The sequence below is a fragment of the Acinetobacter sp. 1294596 genome (assembly GCF_000582925.1).
GTDB lineage: Bacteria > Pseudomonadota > Gammaproteobacteria > Pseudomonadales > Moraxellaceae > Acinetobacter > Acinetobacter radioresistens.
The window spans coordinates 49,496-66,911 of sequence record NZ_JFCC01000013.1; the positions used below are offsets into that span (position 1 = coordinate 49,496).

General features: G+C 41.0%; 12 protein-coding genes and 5 pseudogenes. 12 read left to right on the plus strand and 5 right to left on the minus strand.

Going from position 1 to position 17,416, the window contains the following annotated elements; all coding sequences use genetic code 11:
- Positions 1–149: 149 nt before the first annotated feature.
- Complete coding sequence (locus tag J502_RS07090) at positions 150–2,315, plus strand: malate synthase G (RefSeq protein ID WP_005014675.1); 2,166 nt, start codon at positions 150–152, stop codon at positions 2,313–2,315.
- A 70-nt stretch (positions 2,316–2,385) separates the two neighbouring features.
- On the opposite strand, the gene J502_RS07095 is transcribed toward J502_RS07090, so the two are convergent.
- Complete coding sequence (locus J502_RS07095) at positions 2,386–3,666, minus strand: D-amino acid dehydrogenase (protein ID WP_034683575.1); 1,281 nt, start codon at positions 3,664–3,666, stop codon at positions 2,386–2,388.
- 253 nt (positions 3,667–3,919) lie between these two features.
- Between J502_RS07095 and J502_RS07100 the strand changes: the two are divergent.
- Positions 3,920–4,864, plus strand: a pseudogene (locus J502_RS07100) (LysR family transcriptional regulator).
- Between the two features lie 52 nt (positions 4,865–4,916).
- Here the strand turns inward: J502_RS07100 and J502_RS07105 are convergent.
- Complete coding sequence (locus tag J502_RS07105; protein WP_034683576.1) at positions 4,917–6,044, minus strand: sigma-54-dependent transcriptional regulator family protein; 1,128 nt, start codon at positions 6,042–6,044, stop codon at positions 4,917–4,919.
- A 256-nt stretch (positions 6,045–6,300) separates the two neighbouring features.
- Positions 6,301–7,284 carry a lipoyl synthase gene (gene lipA / locus J502_RS07110; RefSeq protein WP_034683578.1) on the minus strand — a complete coding sequence of 328 codons (984 nt, stop codon included), beginning with the start codon at positions 7,282–7,284 and terminating at the stop codon, positions 6,301–6,303.
- Between the two features lie 337 nt (positions 7,285–7,621).
- Here lipA and J502_RS07115 point away from each other — a divergent pair.
- The 9 genes and pseudogenes from J502_RS07115 (at position 7,622) to J502_RS07145 (ending at position 15,483) form a co-directional block, all read left to right on the plus strand.
- Positions 7,622–8,583: pseudogene (locus J502_RS07115) on the plus strand (thiamine pyrophosphate-dependent dehydrogenase E1 component subunit alpha).
- A 16-nt stretch (positions 8,584–8,599) separates the two neighbouring features.
- A complete protein-coding gene (locus J502_RS07120) occupies positions 8,600–9,619 on the plus strand; it encodes an alpha-ketoacid dehydrogenase subunit beta (RefSeq protein ID WP_034683579.1) in 1,020 nt (339 codons plus the stop codon).
- Between the two features lies 1 nt (position 9,620).
- Positions 9,621–9,990: pseudogene (locus J502_RS17270) on the plus strand (biotin/lipoyl-containing protein); the annotation flags it as partial.
- Between the two features lie 68 nt (positions 9,991–10,058).
- Positions 10,059–10,428: pseudogene (locus J502_RS17275) on the plus strand (E3 binding domain-containing protein); the annotation flags it as partial.
- A gap of 59 nt (positions 10,429–10,487) precedes the next feature.
- Positions 10,488–11,171 (plus strand): annotated as a pseudogene (locus J502_RS17280) (dihydrolipoamide acetyltransferase family protein); the annotation flags it as partial.
- A gap of 9 nt (positions 11,172–11,180) precedes the next feature.
- Entirely contained in the window at positions 11,181–12,581 is a 1,401-nt protein-coding gene (gene lpdA, locus J502_RS07130) for a dihydrolipoyl dehydrogenase (RefSeq protein ID WP_005405527.1), read from the plus strand.
- Between the two features lie 76 nt (positions 12,582–12,657).
- Entirely contained in the window at positions 12,658–13,716 is a 1,059-nt protein-coding gene (locus tag J502_RS07135; RefSeq protein ID WP_034683583.1) for a 2,3-butanediol dehydrogenase, read from the plus strand.
- A gap of 71 nt (positions 13,717–13,787) precedes the next feature.
- Complete coding sequence (locus J502_RS07140; protein WP_034683586.1) at positions 13,788–14,573, plus strand: acetoin reductase; 786 nt, start codon at positions 13,788–13,790, stop codon at positions 14,571–14,573.
- A gap of 256 nt (positions 14,574–14,829) precedes the next feature.
- Positions 14,830–15,483, plus strand: a complete 654-nt coding sequence (locus J502_RS07145) for an SOS response-associated peptidase (protein ID WP_034683587.1) — start codon at positions 14,830–14,832, stop codon at positions 15,481–15,483.
- A 6-nt stretch (positions 15,484–15,489) separates the two neighbouring features.
- Here the strand turns inward: J502_RS07145 and J502_RS07150 are convergent, their stop codons facing one another.
- Positions 15,490–15,957, minus strand: coding sequence for a MarR family winged helix-turn-helix transcriptional regulator (locus J502_RS07150; RefSeq protein ID WP_034683589.1), 468 nt, complete (start codon positions 15,955–15,957; stop codon positions 15,490–15,492).
- A 469-nt stretch (positions 15,958–16,426) separates the two neighbouring features.
- Here J502_RS07150 and J502_RS07155 point away from each other — a divergent pair, with 469 nt between their 5' ends.
- On the plus strand, positions 16,427–16,885 hold the full coding sequence (locus tag J502_RS07155; RefSeq protein ID WP_034683592.1) for a hypothetical protein: 459 nt from the start codon (positions 16,427–16,429) through the stop codon (positions 16,883–16,885).
- A 65-nt stretch (positions 16,886–16,950) separates the two neighbouring features.
- Here the strand turns inward: J502_RS07155 and J502_RS07160 are convergent, their stop codons facing one another.
- A complete protein-coding gene (locus J502_RS07160) occupies positions 16,951–17,190 on the minus strand; it encodes a hypothetical protein (RefSeq protein WP_005014661.1) in 240 nt (79 codons plus the stop codon).
- Positions 17,191–17,416 lie beyond the last annotated feature (226 nt).

A 17,416-nucleotide genomic window follows, 5' to 3' on the forward strand; every position in this document is an offset into this window, starting at 1 on the left:
TTAAACTGGCATATATAAAAACTATTGATGTCAATATTTTTTAAACAGAAAATGCTTACTATTTAGGAACGTGATAGTGGTATTCAGCTAAATATAAATCAGTATACTAGAATCTCTTGTGATAAAAAGTAGCAATATCAGGAAAGACAATGACTGCACGTATTCAAAAAGGCAAGTTAGCGATTGCTAAAGAACTCTATGATTTCATCGAAAATGAAGCTTTACCGGGTTCCGGTCTGGACAGTGAAACATACTGGAAAAATTTTGAGCAAGTCGTTGTTGATCTTAGTCCGAAAAATAAAGCGCTTCTTGCAAAGCGTGATGAAATTCAGGCTAAAATTGACGAATGGCATCGCAATAACGAATTTGAACTTGAAGCTTACAAAGCTTTCCTGAAAGAGATTGGCTACTTATTACCAGAAGTAGAAGATTTCCAGATTACCACTGAAAATGTGGATGAAGAAATTGCAGTATTGGCAGGCCCACAGTTGGTTGTACCTGTACGAAATGCCCGTTACTGCCTTAATGCTGCAAATGCCCGCTGGGGTTCTTTATATGATGCACTTTATGGCTTTGATGTGATTTCTGAAGAGAATGGCGCAGAAAAGGGTAAGGGGTATAATCCGGCCCGTGGCGCCAAAGTTATCGAATTTGCTAAAAGCTTTCTGAATGATACTTTCCCGCTTGAGGCAGGCTCGCATCAAGATGCTACACGCTATGAAGTTGAAGATAATCAGCTGGTTATTACTTTAAAAGATGACACTAAAACTACCTTGGCTGAACCGGTTCAGTTTGTAGGTTATAATGGCGAGAAAAGTAATCCGACTGAAATTATTCTAAAAAATAATGGATTGCACGTCATTATCCAGATTGATGCGACTAGTCCGATTGGGCAGACTGATGCAGCTGGTGTAAAAGACCTGGTACTTGAAGCAGCTGTAACGACAATTCAGGATCTGGAAGACTCGATTGCTGCAGTAGATGCAGAGGAAAAAGTAGAAGGCTACCGTAACTGGCTTGGGCTTATGAAGGGTACACTTCAGGAATCTTTCCAGAAAGGTGACAAAACTGTTACCCGTGCTATGAACAAAGACCGTACTTATACAGACCTTGAAGGGAATACGGGTAAAATTCATGGCCGATCATTGATGTTACTGCGTAATGTTGGCCACCTGATGACGAACCCTGCTATTTTGGTAGATGGTGCAGAAATCTATGAAGGCATCATGGATGCACTGGTAACGCCATTACTAAGTATTGCTGATATTCGTGGCGAAAATGAAATCAAGAACTCACGTCAGGGTTCAATGTATATCGTAAAACCAAAAATGCATGGTCCGGAAGAGGTCGCATTTGCGGTAGAACTTTTTGAACGTGCTGAGCAGGCTTTGGGACTGCCGGCAAAAACTCTTAAAATCGGGATTATGGATGAAGAACGCCGTACTTCTGTAAACCTGAAGAACTGTATTGCTCAGGCCAAAGACCGTACCATCTTTATTAATACTGGTTTTATGGACCGTACAGGTGATGAGATTCATACCTTTATGGAAGCAGGTCCATTTGTTCGTAAAGGCGAAATCAAAGGACAAAAATGGTTCCCTGCTTATGAAAACCGTAATGTAATGATCGGCCTGAAAGCAGGATTACGCGGTAAGGCACAGATCGGTAAAGGTATGTGGCCAAAACCAGATATGCTGCTTGACATGTATCGTACTAAGATCGAGCATCCGGAAGCAGGTGCAAGCTGTGCATGGGTTCCTTCTCCAACAGGAGCAGTAATTCATGCAATTCATTATCATCAGTGCAATGTATCTGAGCGTCAGCAAGAATTATTACAGACTGAGCCTTTAGCTCTGGATGATCTGTTGACTCCTCCGCTAGCAGCAAATACAGACTGGACTGAAGAAGAGAAAAAGAACGAACTTGAAAATAACTGTCAGGGTATTCTGGGTTATGTTGTGCGCTGGGTTGACCTGGGTGTAGGCTGTTCAAAGGTTCCAGATATTAATGATGTAGGCCTGATGGAAGACCGCGCAACATTACGTATTTCTTCACAGCACGTTGCGAACTGGTTACGTCATGGTATTGTGAGTCGTGAACAGGTTGAAGAAGTATTAAAGCGCATGGCTAAAATTGTAGACGAACAAAATGCCAATGATCCGCTTTATACTGCAATGTCTGCTGACTTTGAAAATAGTATTGCTTTTAAAGCTGCATCTGACCTGATCTTTAAAGGCGGTGAGCAACCATCTGGTTATACTGAACCTTTACTACACGCTGCGCGCTTAAAACTTAAAGGCTATATAGGTGACTAATCTGAGCCATTAAAAAAAGCCTCTTCGGAGGCTTTTTTATTTAGTTTTTAAATAAATATTTTTCTTATATTCAGGCAGTAGCGACCTGAAAACCTGGACGCTCAGCATAGCGAGCAACCGATAAGTCATCTGCATAAATCGCTGGTCGTTTATGGCTCATGAGGTCTGAAAGCAATTTACCTGAACCACATGCCATGGTCCAGCCTAATGTACCATGCCCAGTATTTAAGAACAGGTTACTCAGGGCAGTTTTACCTACAATAGGCGTACCATCTGGTGTCATGGGACGAAGCCCTGTCCAGAAAGTTGCTTCTTTTAAACGTCCGGCAGACGGATAAAGATCATTCACCACCATTTCCAGAGTTTTTCTTCGTTCTGGAAGCAATTGATAATTAAAGCCTACAATTTCTGCCATACCCCCTACACGAATACGATCATCAAAGCGTGTTACAGCGACTTTGTAGGTCTCGTCCAGTACTGTAGAAACTGGTGCACGCGTAGCATCTTGAATTGGAATGGTCAGTGAGTAGCCTTTTAATGGATAGACTGGAATATGAATTAACCCACGTAATAGCGGAGTAGAGAAAGATCCCATTGTAATTACATATTGGTCTGCTTTAACCAGACCTTCACTGGTTTGGACTGCTGTGACTTTATCTGCTTCAACCACCAGTTTTTCAATAGAAACACCAAATTTAAAAATTACGCCAGCAGCTTTTGCCATTTCTGCAAGATGCTGTGTAAATAACTGGCAGTCACCAGTTTCATCATTTGGCAAGCGTAACCCGCCTGTCAGTTTATGACTGGAATATTTTAAAGCAGGTTCAACTTTCATTAAATCTTTCGCTTCGAGCAACTCAAATGGCACACCAGCTTCTTTTAATACTTCAATATCTTTGGCAGCATTGGCATATTGCTGTTCACTACGGAAAAGCTGTAAGGTTCCTTGCTGACGACTTTCATAAGCAATACCTGTAGTCTTCCGTAATTCTTTCAGACAGTCACGACTATATTCAGCAATACGAACCATACGGCTCTTATTTTCCTGATAATGCTGAATATTGCAGTTCTTTAGCATTTGCCACATCCAGGCAATCTGGAAACTGGTTCCATCTGGACGAATAGACAGAGGAGCATGTTTTTGAAACATCCATTTAATGGCTTTAAGTGGCACCCCTGGCGCTGCCCAAGGTGTAGCATAGCCAGGAGAGACCTGTCCGGCATTTGCAGCACTGGTCTCCAGCGCTGCTCCAGGCTGTCGGTCAATTACGGTCACTTCATGCCCTGCTTGGGCTAGATACCATGCAGTTGTGACACCAATTACACCACTTCCTAAAACGACGACTTTCATGATCTTCTCTACTCATTGCAGCCTGAATCTGGCCTGTACATGGAGCTCTACCAAACGCGGTATATATGACTGATTTTTAAAGCAAGCAGTCCGTGGGTAGTAACGGTATAACTGAGTTTCAGGGTAAACATTTAAAATGTGAAAGGGTCACTAAAAAAATCCCTTTTTCCAGTTATGCTCTCAGTTTACATCTGGGGTTTAGTTCTGATAAATTCAAATAAACTTATCTTTAGATATAAAATTACTTACGTAAATGAAAATTAAAAATCTGAACCAGATTACTGATTTTGATATCAAGTTATTGAGAATTTTCAAGACAGTATGCTAATGTGGGAGCTTTACTTCAGCAGAGAGTGTTCTTGGAATTAGCCGCTCAGCCATTAGTCTGCATATGAGTGATTTGGAAAATCGTCTGGGGCTCAGGTTATGCCAGCGTGGCCGTGCCGGATTTTCTCTTACCGATGAAGGTAAGGAAATCTTGAACTATAGTGAAACGCTAATCGCTTCTATTGAGGAGTTTAAGCTTAAGGTTAACCAGATTCATAAAAAGTTAAAAGGCGAGTTTAATATTGGAATTATTAACAATTTAATTAATTTGCCAAAGCCTTATATCACTAATACGCTTGAGCAACTTACCAGTGAAAGCCCTGATGTGCAGATTAACATCAGTATGAGTACCCTAGCAGATATTGAATGCAAGGTGATGGATGGCCGCTTACATGTAGGGGCAGTCCCGATGGTTACTCCATTATCGGGACTGGACTATTTGAATCTTTATGAAGAAAGTTCTTATCTTTATTGTGGAGATCGGCATCCATTATTTTCTTCTACCGAACGATTAAAAGAACAAGATTTAAGCCAGTGGAATGCAGTAATGCCTAACTACAGTATTAATTCACAAGCATTACAGCTCTACCAGCTGCTGCATTGTTCTGCAACTGCAAGTGACCGAGAGGGAATTGCTTTTTTAATTTTAACCGGAAATTTTATGGGATTTTTACCTGATCATTATGCAAGAAAATGGGTAGAAAGCGGTCAGATGAAACCTGTGCTCGAGCAGCGCATGCATTATAGTACACCGATCTGCATGATTACCAGAAAGGGCAGGCGACATAATATGATTCTGGAATCTTTTCTCGAAAAGCTGAAAAATAATATTAATGAGCAGAATAATTCCGGGTTAACGATAACGAACTAGATGGAACCCATATGTCAGCTTAAATAGCAAACAGGATTTGCTATTTCATTGACTATTCTAGAAGTTGTTTTAATTTGACTGCATGAGGACTGTCTTCTGGTAAAAGTTCAAGCAGACGCTCAATTGCATCAGTACGTTCAGGAACACGACTAATCAGGCGAAATAACTGGTCAATGTCTTGCAAGTTATGAATCATATGGCTTAAGCGCGCATCAAAGCAGTCACGCCAGGCACACAGGAAAGGACTTTCTGTCTTACTCAGGAAATTGCCCTTGTACAAGGCCAATACTGTAACAGTAAAGCCCAGATTCAATGCCTGTTCAGCCATAAGAAAATCTGCCTGAACCTCACAGTTCAGTTTGTAAGGGCGTGATTGGATACAGTCGTGTAACAGACTGCGCATCTGGGATAATTCTGCTTTTAGCGTCTTCTGGCTAACCTGCCTGTCTCCATAAAGGGCATAGTGTAATTCGTCCAAACTGATCCCATCTGGACACAATGCCAGAATACACAGTATTTCAATTTGCCGGTGCGTCAGCTGTAAAATATGATGATTAAACTGAACTTTTGAACCACCCAGCACTTTAAGATAAAGCACATTTTGCTGTTCAAGCCGGATGGCGCGTTGCACCAGATCTGCACAGCGCTCTACGGCGAGTACGCCTAAAGAATTATGCTTCTCATACTTGGTTGAAAGGTTAATAATGCCATGGAACTGGCCGCTTTGCGGGTCGATGATGGGCGCTGCGTAGCATACCCAGTCACGCACGCTATTCATCTGGTTTTCATGTGAGTACACACAACTGGCAGCATGGGTATTTAACGCAAGGCCAATAGCATTGGTGCCTACGGACTGGGTAGACCACTGGCCACCTTCAAAAAAATGCACCTGTTCTGCAGAAGAGCGCATAGAGTGACTGCTCCAGGTCCAGAGCAGAGTGCCATGCTGGTCTGTAATTCCGATTGCCATGCTGGCATCTTCTGCAATTCTCAAGAGTTCAGAATGACACTGATCTAATGAGCGACCGAAGAGTGTTTCACGCCAACCATGATTCAGATTCAGTACTGGGGCCGCATCTACTGAAACGGGAGGCACATGATGTGCTACAGCATTCTTTAAAAAAGCTGATGAATAATGAGAAACAGGATTTAACACGGGTAATTTTTTAATCATATGCATATCATGGTCCTTCATGATGAGGCAAAAATGCAGCTACCTGAGCTGGTTACTGTTGTTATTTTCCCCTACCTTAAACCTTGATGCTCTAATCTGCTATCCGACAAAAGGCTGACGCCAGCATACACATCTTTAAACATCAGTCTGGTATATGTACCAATATAGTCAGACTGTTTTTAAAAGAAATGGCCGATTCAGACTGATCTGTTTAAAATAGTTACAGAATATTCCTGCATAAGATCAACCTGTCTGTTTGTATTTAGGGTAACTGCTTTCTGCTGAAAGGTTGCGGTACAGGTTTCCCTAAATATTGCTGATCGGCAAAATAACTGGAACATACCATAGGCGCACTCCAAATATTTTTAAATCCTAAAAAATCGCCATAACGCTGATAATGCTCAAATTCTTTTAAGCTCACAAAACGATGGATAGGAGCATGAGCTTTAGAAGGCTGTAGGTACTGTCCGATGGTGACCAAATCCACATAATGATCTTTTAAATCATTTAACAGCGCAATAACCTCTGCCTCAATCTCTCCAATACCTACCATCAAGCCACATTTGGTCGGAATCTCAGGACATAAAGTTTTAAATTTCTTTAACAGATTAAGAGAATGCTGATAATCTGATCCAGGCCGCAAGGCCCGGTACAAGCGGGGCACTGTCTCTATATTGTGGTTAAATACATCTGGTGGAGACTGGCTAAGGATAGACAAGGCAAGATCAAGCCGCCCTCTAAAGTCCGGAACCAATATTTCGATCCGGGTATTCGGACAGCATTTACGTATCTCCTGAATACAATCTACAAAATGTTGGGCGCCTCCATCTTTCAGGTCATCCCGGTCTACAGAAGTAATTACCACATAACTTAAATTCAGGTTTGCGACGGTCTCGGCAAGATGCCGAGGCTCAGCCGGATCTAGGCTGTTCGGACGGCCGTGGGCTACATCGCAAAAAGGACACCGTCTGGTACAGATATCACCCATTATCATAAAAGTTGCAGTACCGCTACCAAAACATTCTGGCAGGTTTGGACACGCCGCTTCTTCACATACCGTATGTAGTTTCTGCTGACGCAACAGCCCTTTAATACGGCCAATCTCTTCAGGTTGACTGATTTTTGCCCGTATCCATTCGGGTTTTGTCGGCATAACATCTGTTGCAATAACCTTAACAGGTATACGTGCCAGTTTATCTGCACCCCGAAGTTTTTTTTCATGCTTAAAATTCTGTTGTAAATCCATTTAAATATATCCTGATTTAATAATAAGTCTTAAAATAAATAAAAAAAGATTAATATTTAAAAAAATATTTTTAAAATAAAAATCTAACTTTTAAATAAAATTAGGATTATAAAATATATGAGGTTGGTTAAAGGTTTGTTTTTAAGTTGTTGTTTAAAATAATAAAAAATTACATTTATTTTTTAATAAATAAATTATTGTTTTTGAAAAAAATAAGTAAGTTTTATTTTAATGAATAATTTTAGTCTAATATTAATTTTAGAATAAATATATTTAATTGGAGGTGTGAGTTATTCACTGTTCCCTTGATTTTGATCAAGATAAAAAGGAAAAGGATATGCAATTAACGGAAGAAAAATTACTGGCTGCATATAAGAGTATGCGCGATATTCGTGAGTTTGAGGACCGGCTTCACGAAGAAAATACCATGGGTGATATTCCTGGATTTATTCACCTTTATAGTGGTGAGGAAGCAGTTGCAGTCGGTATTTGTGAAAATCTGACCGATAAGGATTACATTACCTCCACCCACCGGGGCCATGGGCACTGTATTGCTAAAGGATGTGATATTCATGCCATGATGCTTGAGATTTTCGGTAAAGATGCCGGCCTGTGTCGTGGTAAAGGTGGTTCAATGCATATTGCAGACCTCGACAAGGGATGCTGGGTGCAAACGGTATTGTAGGAGGTGGACCTCCTTTAGCAATTGGAGCAGCTTTAACTGCTAAAACTTTGAAAACCGGTGGTATAGGTCTGTCATTTACGGGTGATGGGGGGTCAAATCAGGGCCTCACTTTTGAAGCGATGAATATGGCTGTAGTATTGCAACTTCCAGTCATATTTATATTTGAAAACAATGGCTTTGGTGAAGGTACCGGTCATGACTATGCAGTAGGAAGTAAAGATATTGCTGGTCGGGCAGCAGGTTTTGGTTTACCTGCAGTCAAGGTTGACGGTACAGATTTCTTTGCAGTCTATGAGGCTGCCCAGCAGGCAATTGAGCGAGCCAGAAATGGTGGTGGACCAAGTGTAATTGAAACAATTACCAACCGTTTCTATGGTCATTTCGAAGGTGACCCTGGGTTAATCCGTTCTAAAGATGAAGTGGATTATGTAAAAGAACATCGCGATCCATTAAAAATTTTCCGTGAAAAAGTTAAAGACCAGATTGATCTGGCAAAGCTCGATGCAATTGATGCTGAGTCTAAAGCTAATGTAGACGACGCTGTAGCAAAAGCCCGTGCTGCCAAATACCCAGAAGTTTCCCAGCTTCTGACCGATGTTTATGTCTCTTACTAAAGGAATAGTAAAGCAAATGCCAAATAAAAGTTACCGTAATGCGATTAAAGAAGCGATTGAATTAGAGATGCGCCGTGACCCGACTGTATTTGTAGTCGGTGAAGACGTACGTGGTGGTCATGGTGGTAAAAATACTGAAGATAATGCCCTTGAAGGCTTTGGTGGCGTACTGGGTGTGACCAAGGGTTTATGGTCTGAGTTCGGCTCTGAACGTGTGATCGATACCCCAATTACAGAATCTGCGATTATCGGTATGGCTGCAGGTGCAGCAGCAACCGGTTTACGGCCTGTAGCTGACCTGATGTTTATGGATTTCTATGGGGTATGCCATGACATGCTTTATAACCAGGCTGCAAAGTTCCGCTATATGTTTGGAGGTAAAGCCAAAGCACCTATGGTAGTACGTGGCATGATCGGTGCCGGTTTCTCCGCAGCAGCCCAGCATTCACAGTCACCTTATAATGTCTTTGCTGCAGTACCCGGTTTGAAGGTGGTCGTACCTTCTAGTCCTTACGATGTAAAAGGTCTGTTGATTCAGGCAATTCATGATGATGACCCGGTAGTATTTTGTGAACACAAACTGCTGTATGACATTAAAGGCGAGGTTCCGGATGATGCCTATACCATTCCTTTTGGCGTAGCTAATTACACCCGTGAAGGAACTGATGTCACCATTATTGCTTTAAGTTTAATGGTACACCGTGCCAATGAGGTTGCAGATAAACTGGCAAAAGAGGGAATTTCGGTAGAAGTGGTAGATCCAAGAACTATTTCACCTCTAGATGAAGAAGGTATCCTTGAATCTGTAGCCTCGACTGGCCGTGTAGTAATTGTTGATGAGTCTGCGGCACGTTGTGGTTTTGGCCATGATGTTGCTGCCCTGATTGCTCAGAAAGGATTTCATTATCTGAAAGCTCCAATTGAACTGGTGACTCCTCCTCATACGCCTGTACCGTTCTCACCTGTATTGGAAAAAGAATGGATTCCGAGTGTAGAGCGTATTGAACAGGCTGTACGAAAAACTTTGGAGGCTTAGGATGAGCGAAATTAAAACACTGGAAATCCCAAAATGGGGATTATCTATGGAAGAAGGAACCATTGCCCAATGGTTAATTCAGGAAGGAAGCCAGTTCAGTAAAGGACAAGAAATTTGTGAAATTGAAACCACAAAAATTGTAAACGTCCTGGAGGCACCTTTTGACGGAACATTGAGAAAAATACTGGCAAAAGATGGTGAAACCCTGCCAGTCGGTGGCTTGATTGCAGTTTGTGCCAATGATGATGTCACAGATGATGATATACAGGCATTTGTACAGTCACTTGGTCAAGGGACAGCAGCTTCGGCAAGCTCTGCACCGGACAGTACTCCAGCTGAAGATAAAACTGAACAGACTACACCAGTAGAGCAGCTGAGTTCATCAACTGTGAAAGCTGAAACATCATCTGCTACCCGGAAAACTTCTCATAGTGCCGGTGACTATATTATTCCTGCGTCTTTACAAGGCTATCAGCCACCAGATGACCTGTTTATTACACCACATGCCCAGAAACTGGCAGAAAAATATAATTTGGATTTAACCAAGGTTACAGGTTCGGGACGCGAAGGGCGTATTAGTGTCGCTGATCTTCAGGCAGCAGTGCAGGATGCAGGTGGACAATGGCCAGATGTTAAGCATCAGGCCAGTACAAAAGCTGCAAAATCTAACGCTGATGACAGTCAGGTTGCTGCTACACCTGTAGCTCGGCGTCTGGCCAAGCAATGGGGCATTAATCTGCATGACTGTCGCGCTTCGGGAACAAGAGGCCGGGTCTGCAAAGAAGATGTTGAAGCAGTGTATAACCGTGAACACAAGTCTGCTCATACAGAAACTTCATTGAATGCAACTCAGCCCGAACAGGCAAAAGTAACCAGTATTCCAATGAATGCCATGCGTAAAGCGATTGCTTCACGTTTACAGGCAGCAAAACGTAATGCACCACATTTTCGTTTAACTGTTGACTTGAATGTTGAGGCGATACAGACATTACGTGCACAGATTAATGAGTCCGTGCCTCAGGTCAAATTGTCTATCAATGATATGCTCATCAAGGCAGCAGCTGCGGCGTTGATTAAAGTACCTGAAGTAAATGTACAGTTTGACGAAGAGTCACAATCAATTTTACAGTTTGATCAGGCCGATATTTCTGTGGCTGTGGCTATTCCTAATGGTCTTATTACTCCAATTATTAAAGCTGCGAATCAGAAATCGCTTGCTGAGATTTCTGGCAATATGCGGGATTTGGCCACGCGGGCAAAAACTGGAAAGTTAACTCCGGATGAATTTCAGGGAGGAAGTTTCAGTATTTCTAACCTGGGAATGCTGGGTATAAAACACTTTGACGCCATTATCAATCCGCCTCAAGGTGCTATTTTGGCTTTGGGTGCTTCAGAGGCTCGAGCAGTGGTAGAGCATGATCAGATTGTCATTCGGCAGATGGTGACAGCAACTCTATCCTGTGACCACCGGGTGATTGATGGAGCAGTTGGGGCGAAATTCTTGGCCAGCTTTAAAAAGTTTGTCGAGAATCCAGCATTAATACTGGTATAGGAGCTGGACATGACAGGAAATCAGTATGATTTAATTGTTGTGGGTGCAGGTCCGGGTGGATATGTGGCTGCAATACGTGCAGCCCAGCTTGGTCTTAATACAGCAATTATCGAAGAAAAACATCTGGGGGGGATCTGCCTAAACTGGGGTTGTATCCCGACCAAAGCTTTATTGAGTGGAGCTGACTTGGCCTATCAGCTTAAGCATGCTGGAAACTTTGGTTTCACTCTTCCACAAATTGATTTCGATCTGAGTCAACTGGTTAAACATAGCCGCCAAGTCTCGCAGCAACTGGTACAGGGAATCGAGCACCTTCTCAAGAAAAATGGTGTAGAGGTTATATTTGGACGGGCCAAGCTACAGGCGAAAGAAACGCTTGAGGTAATCGATGAGAGCGGTAAAGCACGCACTTTAAAAGCACCTCATATCATTTTAGCAACAGGTGCCAGAGCTCGAACTCTGCCTGGTCTGCCTGTCAATGGCACCGAGATCTGGAGTTACCGGGAAGCGCTAGTCCCGGAACAATTGCCTGAATCTTTACTGGTAGTCGGTTCCGGCGCTATAGGCAGTGAATTTGCCAGTTTATATCATGATCTAGGCTGTGAGGTTACTCTTATTGATGTTGCTCAGCAGATTTTGCCCACTGAAGATGCAGAAGTTGCAGAATATATGCGTAAGCAGTTTGAGCAGCGCGGTATGAAAGTGATTACTGGCTGTTCATTACAAAATGTCCAGGTTACCGGAGGTCAGGTACAGTGTGAACTTCATAGCTCACAGGGCAAGCAAAACCAGGTGTTTGATCGGGTTCTGTCTGCAATAGGTGTACAACCGAATGTAGAAAATATGGGACTGGAACAGTTAGAAGTAGAGTTTAAGCAGGGCTTTATTCAGGTGGATGAATTCTGCCGCACAAATGTCGTGGGGCTCTATGCAATTGGTGATGTGGCGGGGGCACCATGTCTGGCTCATAAAGCCAGTCATGAAGCTATTCTTTGTGTAGAAAAAATTGCAGGACTCACAAATCTGCACTCTCTAGACCGTACCCAAATTCCTGGCTGTATTTTTACTCATCCTCAGGTTGCCAGTATTGGTTTGACTGAAGTGCAGGCCAAAGCGCAAGGACATCATATCCAGACTGGGAAATTTCCTTTTCAGGCAAATGGCAAGGCACTGGCTTTAAAACAAACTGCCGGTTTTGTAAAAACTGTATTTGATAAAGAGACTGGCGAGCTGCTCGGAGCGCATATGGTCGGTCATGAAGTTACTGAACATATTCAGGGTTTCGCAATTGCCAAATATCTGGAAGCTACCGATGAAAGCTTGGCACAGGTCATTTTTCCTCATCCTACGTTATCAGAAGCAATGCATGAATCGGTATTAGCTTCCCTACAGCGAGCAATACATATTTGAAAACATGGAAGAGCTTATCTGGTTTAGCTTGATAAGCTCATTCTTCTTACAGAAAACTGATTAATCAGGAACGGTAATGAAAGCAGCTCGTTTTTATGATAAAGGCGATATTCGCATTGAAGATATTCCGGAGCCACAAGTTACACCAGGTACAGTCGGTATTCAGGTTGCCTGGTGTGGCATTTGTGGAACCGATCTGCATGAGTTAATGGATGGTCCAATTTTTATTCCGCCTTGTGGCCATCCGCATCCAATCTCGGGCGAATCTGCTCCGGTAACGATGGGACATGAGTTTTCCGGAATTGTATACGCTGTGGGTGAAGGGGTTAATGATATTCAGATTGGTCAGCATGTGGTGGTTGAACCTTATATCATCGCTGACGATGTGCCGACTGGACCTAATGATGCTTATCATCTGTCGAAGAATATGAATTTTATTGGTTTAGGAGGGCGAGGCGGTGGTCTATCGGAAAAAATAGCCGTGCAGCGTCGTTGGGTACACCCAATTTCCAATAAAATACCATTGGATCAGGCTGCACTGATTGAGCCTTTGTCGGTAGGTCATCATGCCTATATCCGTAGTGGCGCACAAGCCGGAGACATTGCACTGGTTGGGGGTGCAGGGCCGATAGGTCTGTTGTTATCAGCTATTTTAAAGGCTAAAGGACTCACTGTTATTATTAGTGAGTTAAGTGCTAAACGTAAAGAAAAAGCAAGAGAGGCTGGTGTTGCAGATTATATTCTGGACCCTTCAGAAGTTGATGTGGTTACGGAAGTCATGAAAATTACTCAAGGCCAGGGTGCAGATGTTGCTTTTGAATGTAGTAGTGTAAATAAAGTACTAGATACTCTCGTAGCTGCGATGAGGCCGGCTGGTGTACTGGTCATTGTATCAATCTGGAGTCATCCGGCCACAGTAAATGTTCACAGTGTTGTTATGAAAGAACTTGATATCCGTGGCACCATTGCTTATGTCAACGACCATCAGGCAACAATCAAATTGGTGGAAGACGGTAAAATTAATTTGGAACCTTTTATTACACAGCGCATTCAGCTCGATGACTTGGTTTCGCAGGGATTTAAAACCCTGATCCATAACAATGAGTCAGCTGTTAAAATTATTGTCCATCCCTAAATACTCAGAAAAAACAAGCAGACGTTTTAATTGCTTATCAATAATTTAACAACAATACATAAGGAAAAATAATGAATAAAGGATTAATGAATAAAGTCGCCGTTGTAACAGGCGCAGCGCAAGGTATAGGTCGTGGTATTGCTCTAAGACTGGCCCAGGAAGGTGTACATGTAGCCTTGGTAGACCTGAATGAACAACGACTTAATGAAGTAAAACAGGAAATTGAAAATTTAAAGGTAAACGCCAGTATTTTTGTTGCTGATATCAGTCAGCGTGATCAGGTGTATGCCAGTATTGAACATGCCGAGCAGTCTTTAGGCGGTTTTGATATTATGATCAATAATGCTGGAATTGCTCAGGTTCAGCCTCTTGATGCAGTGACACCTGAAGAACTGCAAAAAATTAGCGATATTAATATTGGTGGAGTTCTGTGGGGTATTCAGGCCGCAGCTCGAAAATTTAAAGCGCGCCAGCAAAAAGGTAAAATTATTAATGCAGCTTCTATTGCAGGGCATGAAGGTTTTGCCATGTTAGGAGTATATTCGGCAACAAAATTCGCAGTCCGTGCTTTAACTCAGGCCGCAGCCAAGGAATATGCTTCACATGGCATTACGGTAAATGCATATTGTCCGGGAGTAGTGGGCACAGATATGTGGGTAGAAATTGATAAAAGATTCTCTGAAATTACCCATACCCCAATTGGTGAAACATACAAAAAATATGTGAGTGGTATTGCACTAGGGCGTGCACAAACACCTGAAGACGTGGCTGCGCTGGTTGCTTTTTTATCGAGTGAAGATGCCGATTATATTACCGGGCAGGCAATTTTAACAGATGGAGGCATGATCTACCGCTAGTACAATATACACTGTCTAATTTTTAAAAATGTATGAACATAATCAGGCTTCTACTTAAACACATTAAATAATAAAAGGCCTGAGTACATAGAATATAACACTATCTTATTTGTACTCAGGCCTGTATTTCCTTAAGTTTTTTTAAGATGTTTTTGTCAAATTCTGCTGTTTATACATAATATTATCTAGCCACTAGTCCATTGAAATACTAAAAGTTATCACTATATATGACCTATAGTTTTTTAAATTTTCGCCTATGTGTGCCAATTTTAAACCTGTTACGCGTGTTCAGGTGCATAAACTTCAGTTACCGGATATTCCTTTCGATTATCTCGAAGAAGTGTATCCAGCATATGATTTGCCTTTACTATTCAAGTCAGAATATGGCTTGGAATGGCGTAGCGTAATGTTCGGACTGGTGCCAAAGTGGGCTCAGGATAAAAGTTCGGCTAAACGGACCTATAATGCCCGAAATGAAACTTTATTTGAAAAGCCAAGTTTCCAGGAGGCTGCATTTAAAGGTAAGTTTGGAGTTATTCCGGTGACCAAATTTTATGAAGCAAAATATATTGATGGTAAGGCTCAGCGTTGGGGAGTACGACGCAAAGATGGCCAAGGCTTTTTCATTGCTGCCATTTATGAAATCTGTAAAATCAATGATGAAGTGATTCGCTCAGCCAGCATGATCACGATGGATGCAATAGACCATCCGATGATGAAGGAGTTTCATGAACCAGGAAATATCAAACGTTCAGTGATTGTAATTCCACATGAACGTCTGGATGAATGGCTGAGTATAGGGCCTGCTAACTTCAACTCATTTATTGAAGGTTTTCCTGTTGAAGAGTTTGAGTGTTCTCATGTACCCAAGCCTAAAGTGGAAACGCCCCAGTTAAACTTTTTTGACTGATGAAAGTTAATTTGAAAGATTTTTAAATAAGTGTTTAAGGCTTTCAATTAGTTTCTCAATCTGTAATGGAGTAAGCCCTTCAAAAGACTGTTCGAGTACTACTCCAGTAAGATCATTAATTTTAGCAGTCATTTCTTTGCCATATTCAGTAAGATTTACCCGTGTAATACGGCCATCCTCTTCACATGAATAGGTATCGACATAGCCTTCAGCTTTCAGGCGGTAAATAATTTTGGTTGTAGTCGACATTTTTGAAATGATCATCTCTGAAAGATCAGAAACACTGGCATGTGGTTTAGACTCAAGTGCCAGTAGAATACGTCGCCGTGAGTTATCTAATCCATAACGCTTTAAGACATTGTCCATATTCTGCACATATTGTGCATGTACTTGAGTAATCCAATAGAATGGGAAGTCTTCAAGATTAAAATCCCCAGTGTTTGAAGGCAAAAACCGAGCATATTTTTTATTCATACGAGAATAACCCTAATTTTAATTATTTTTACAAAGTAAGTTTATTGTAAAACAATTGTTTTATACAAGAGAGTGGCTAAGTTTATTTTAGTATAAAAACTTTTATGAGCCCTTCAATGAGTTTGATATTTTTAGATTGGCCGTTGTTAGAACGACAAAGTGTAGCATTTGAGCAGTAGTTTGATGAGATTTATAAGAAAAATGGCAAAACTGCTTTAAAAGCTATAAGGAATGATTTTAACCCAAATGTATTCTCTAAGATTTTTCATTAAGATTTAAATAGCAAATAAAGTAGCTCAGCTATTTTGTAATTTCTGCCTCATTGATCAGTTTTACTTTAAAATAAAATTTTGTATTAGGTTTGAGAATTACAAGTAATGTGATTCTTAACAAAATGAGTGACTTCATTGAATTTTATGTCTATAAAGAGAAGCTCTAGAAAAACAATTTATTAGAACATTCAATGAACATGGATCAACTTACTTTCGCAACTAAACTTGCCATTTTGTTTAGCGGTATCTATTTATGGATTGGTATGCTAACAGGACTCTGGAAATATTATCAGATCAGGAAATCTGCGCATGCACGTGCTCATCCATATGTGGATATAGCTCACCGAAGTAGTTTGCTCTATGCTCCAGCAACTCTCATTCTGGCTACACTAGGGCATTTTACCATCTGGTCTGACTATGCAGTTCTCACCTGTATTGGGATCAATATATTATTTTTCAGCCTTTCTATATTGAGTTATATTTTACATGGAGTTTTAAAAGATACTGTTAATCAGTTCCAGGTGCCGCATCAACTTGGTAAATGGTATTTACCCAAAATTTTGATGACAATATTTATGTTTTTACTGGTAATTGGAGAATTAGTAGCAAGTGGTTTTCTAGTAATAGGGACTGCGTATTATTTTGGACTTATCTAAACAAGCCTAGACGCTAAAAAAATAATTTTTTATTATTTAAAGATGGATGATTGCTCATCCATCTCTTAATTGTTTTTATACTTAAAATATTTACGACACTTGTGGTCAATAAGCGCCCAGATCGAGAACAGGGCAGAGACTATTAAAGCATAGAGAAAATGTTCTAGCTTCAAATTGCCATTAATCACCCCATGAAAAAGCAGAGTTAACATGAGGGCTACTGTAGTAACAACATAATTGACAAAATTTTTATCGTTCTTAAAAACTTTGGCGAAAGAACGCTTGTTTAGGGGTAAAGAGTGCATCTTCGGTCCTCCTGTCGTGCGCGACAAAACCTAATTGTTTTAATCAGAAATCTAGTTTTTAATGTTTTACTGCTTATTTCCGAGTATTTCAATAGGTGATAGCATTATTTTTTTATCATTATTTTTCTTTATAACATATAAGGTAATTAATGTATTTAATAAATAAATATAAGAATAGTTTTTGTGTAAATTTTTTTGATCACATTATTAACTAATTTTATATGAT

Bases quoted from the DNA above. Each gene is read 5' to 3' on its own strand.
- J502_RS07090 (WP_005014675.1), top strand. From the start codon at position 150: ATGACTGCACGTATTCAAAAAGGCAAGTTAGCGATTGCTAAAGAACTC.
- J502_RS07095 (WP_034683575.1), bottom strand. From the start codon at position 3,666: ATGAAAGTCGTCGTTTTAGGAAGTGGTGTAATTGGTGTCACAACTGCA.
- J502_RS07105 (WP_034683576.1), bottom strand. From the start codon at position 6,044: ATGCATATGATTAAAAAATTACCCGTGTTAAATCCTGTTTCTCATTAT.
- lipA (WP_034683578.1), bottom strand. From the start codon at position 7,284: ATGGATTTACAACAGAATTTTAAGCATGAAAAAAAACTTCGGGGTGCA.
- J502_RS07120 (WP_034683579.1), top strand. From the start codon at position 8,600: ATGCCAAATAAAAGTTACCGTAATGCGATTAAAGAAGCGATTGAATTA.
- lpdA (WP_005405527.1), top strand. From the start codon at position 11,181: ATGACAGGAAATCAGTATGATTTAATTGTTGTGGGTGCAGGTCCGGGT.
- J502_RS07135 (WP_034683583.1), top strand. From the start codon at position 12,658: ATGAAAGCAGCTCGTTTTTATGATAAAGGCGATATTCGCATTGAAGAT.
- J502_RS07140 (WP_034683586.1), top strand. From the start codon at position 13,788: ATGAATAAAGGATTAATGAATAAAGTCGCCGTTGTAACAGGCGCAGCG.
- J502_RS07145 (WP_034683587.1), top strand. From the start codon at position 14,830: ATGTGTGCCAATTTTAAACCTGTTACGCGTGTTCAGGTGCATAAACTT.
- J502_RS07150 (WP_034683589.1), bottom strand. From the start codon at position 15,957: ATGAATAAAAAATATGCTCGGTTTTTGCCTTCAAACACTGGGGATTTT.
- J502_RS07155 (WP_034683592.1), top strand. From the start codon at position 16,427: ATGGATCAACTTACTTTCGCAACTAAACTTGCCATTTTGTTTAGCGGT.
- J502_RS07160 (WP_005014661.1), bottom strand. From the start codon at position 17,190: ATGCACTCTTTACCCCTAAACAAGCGTTCTTTCGCCAAAGTTTTTAAG.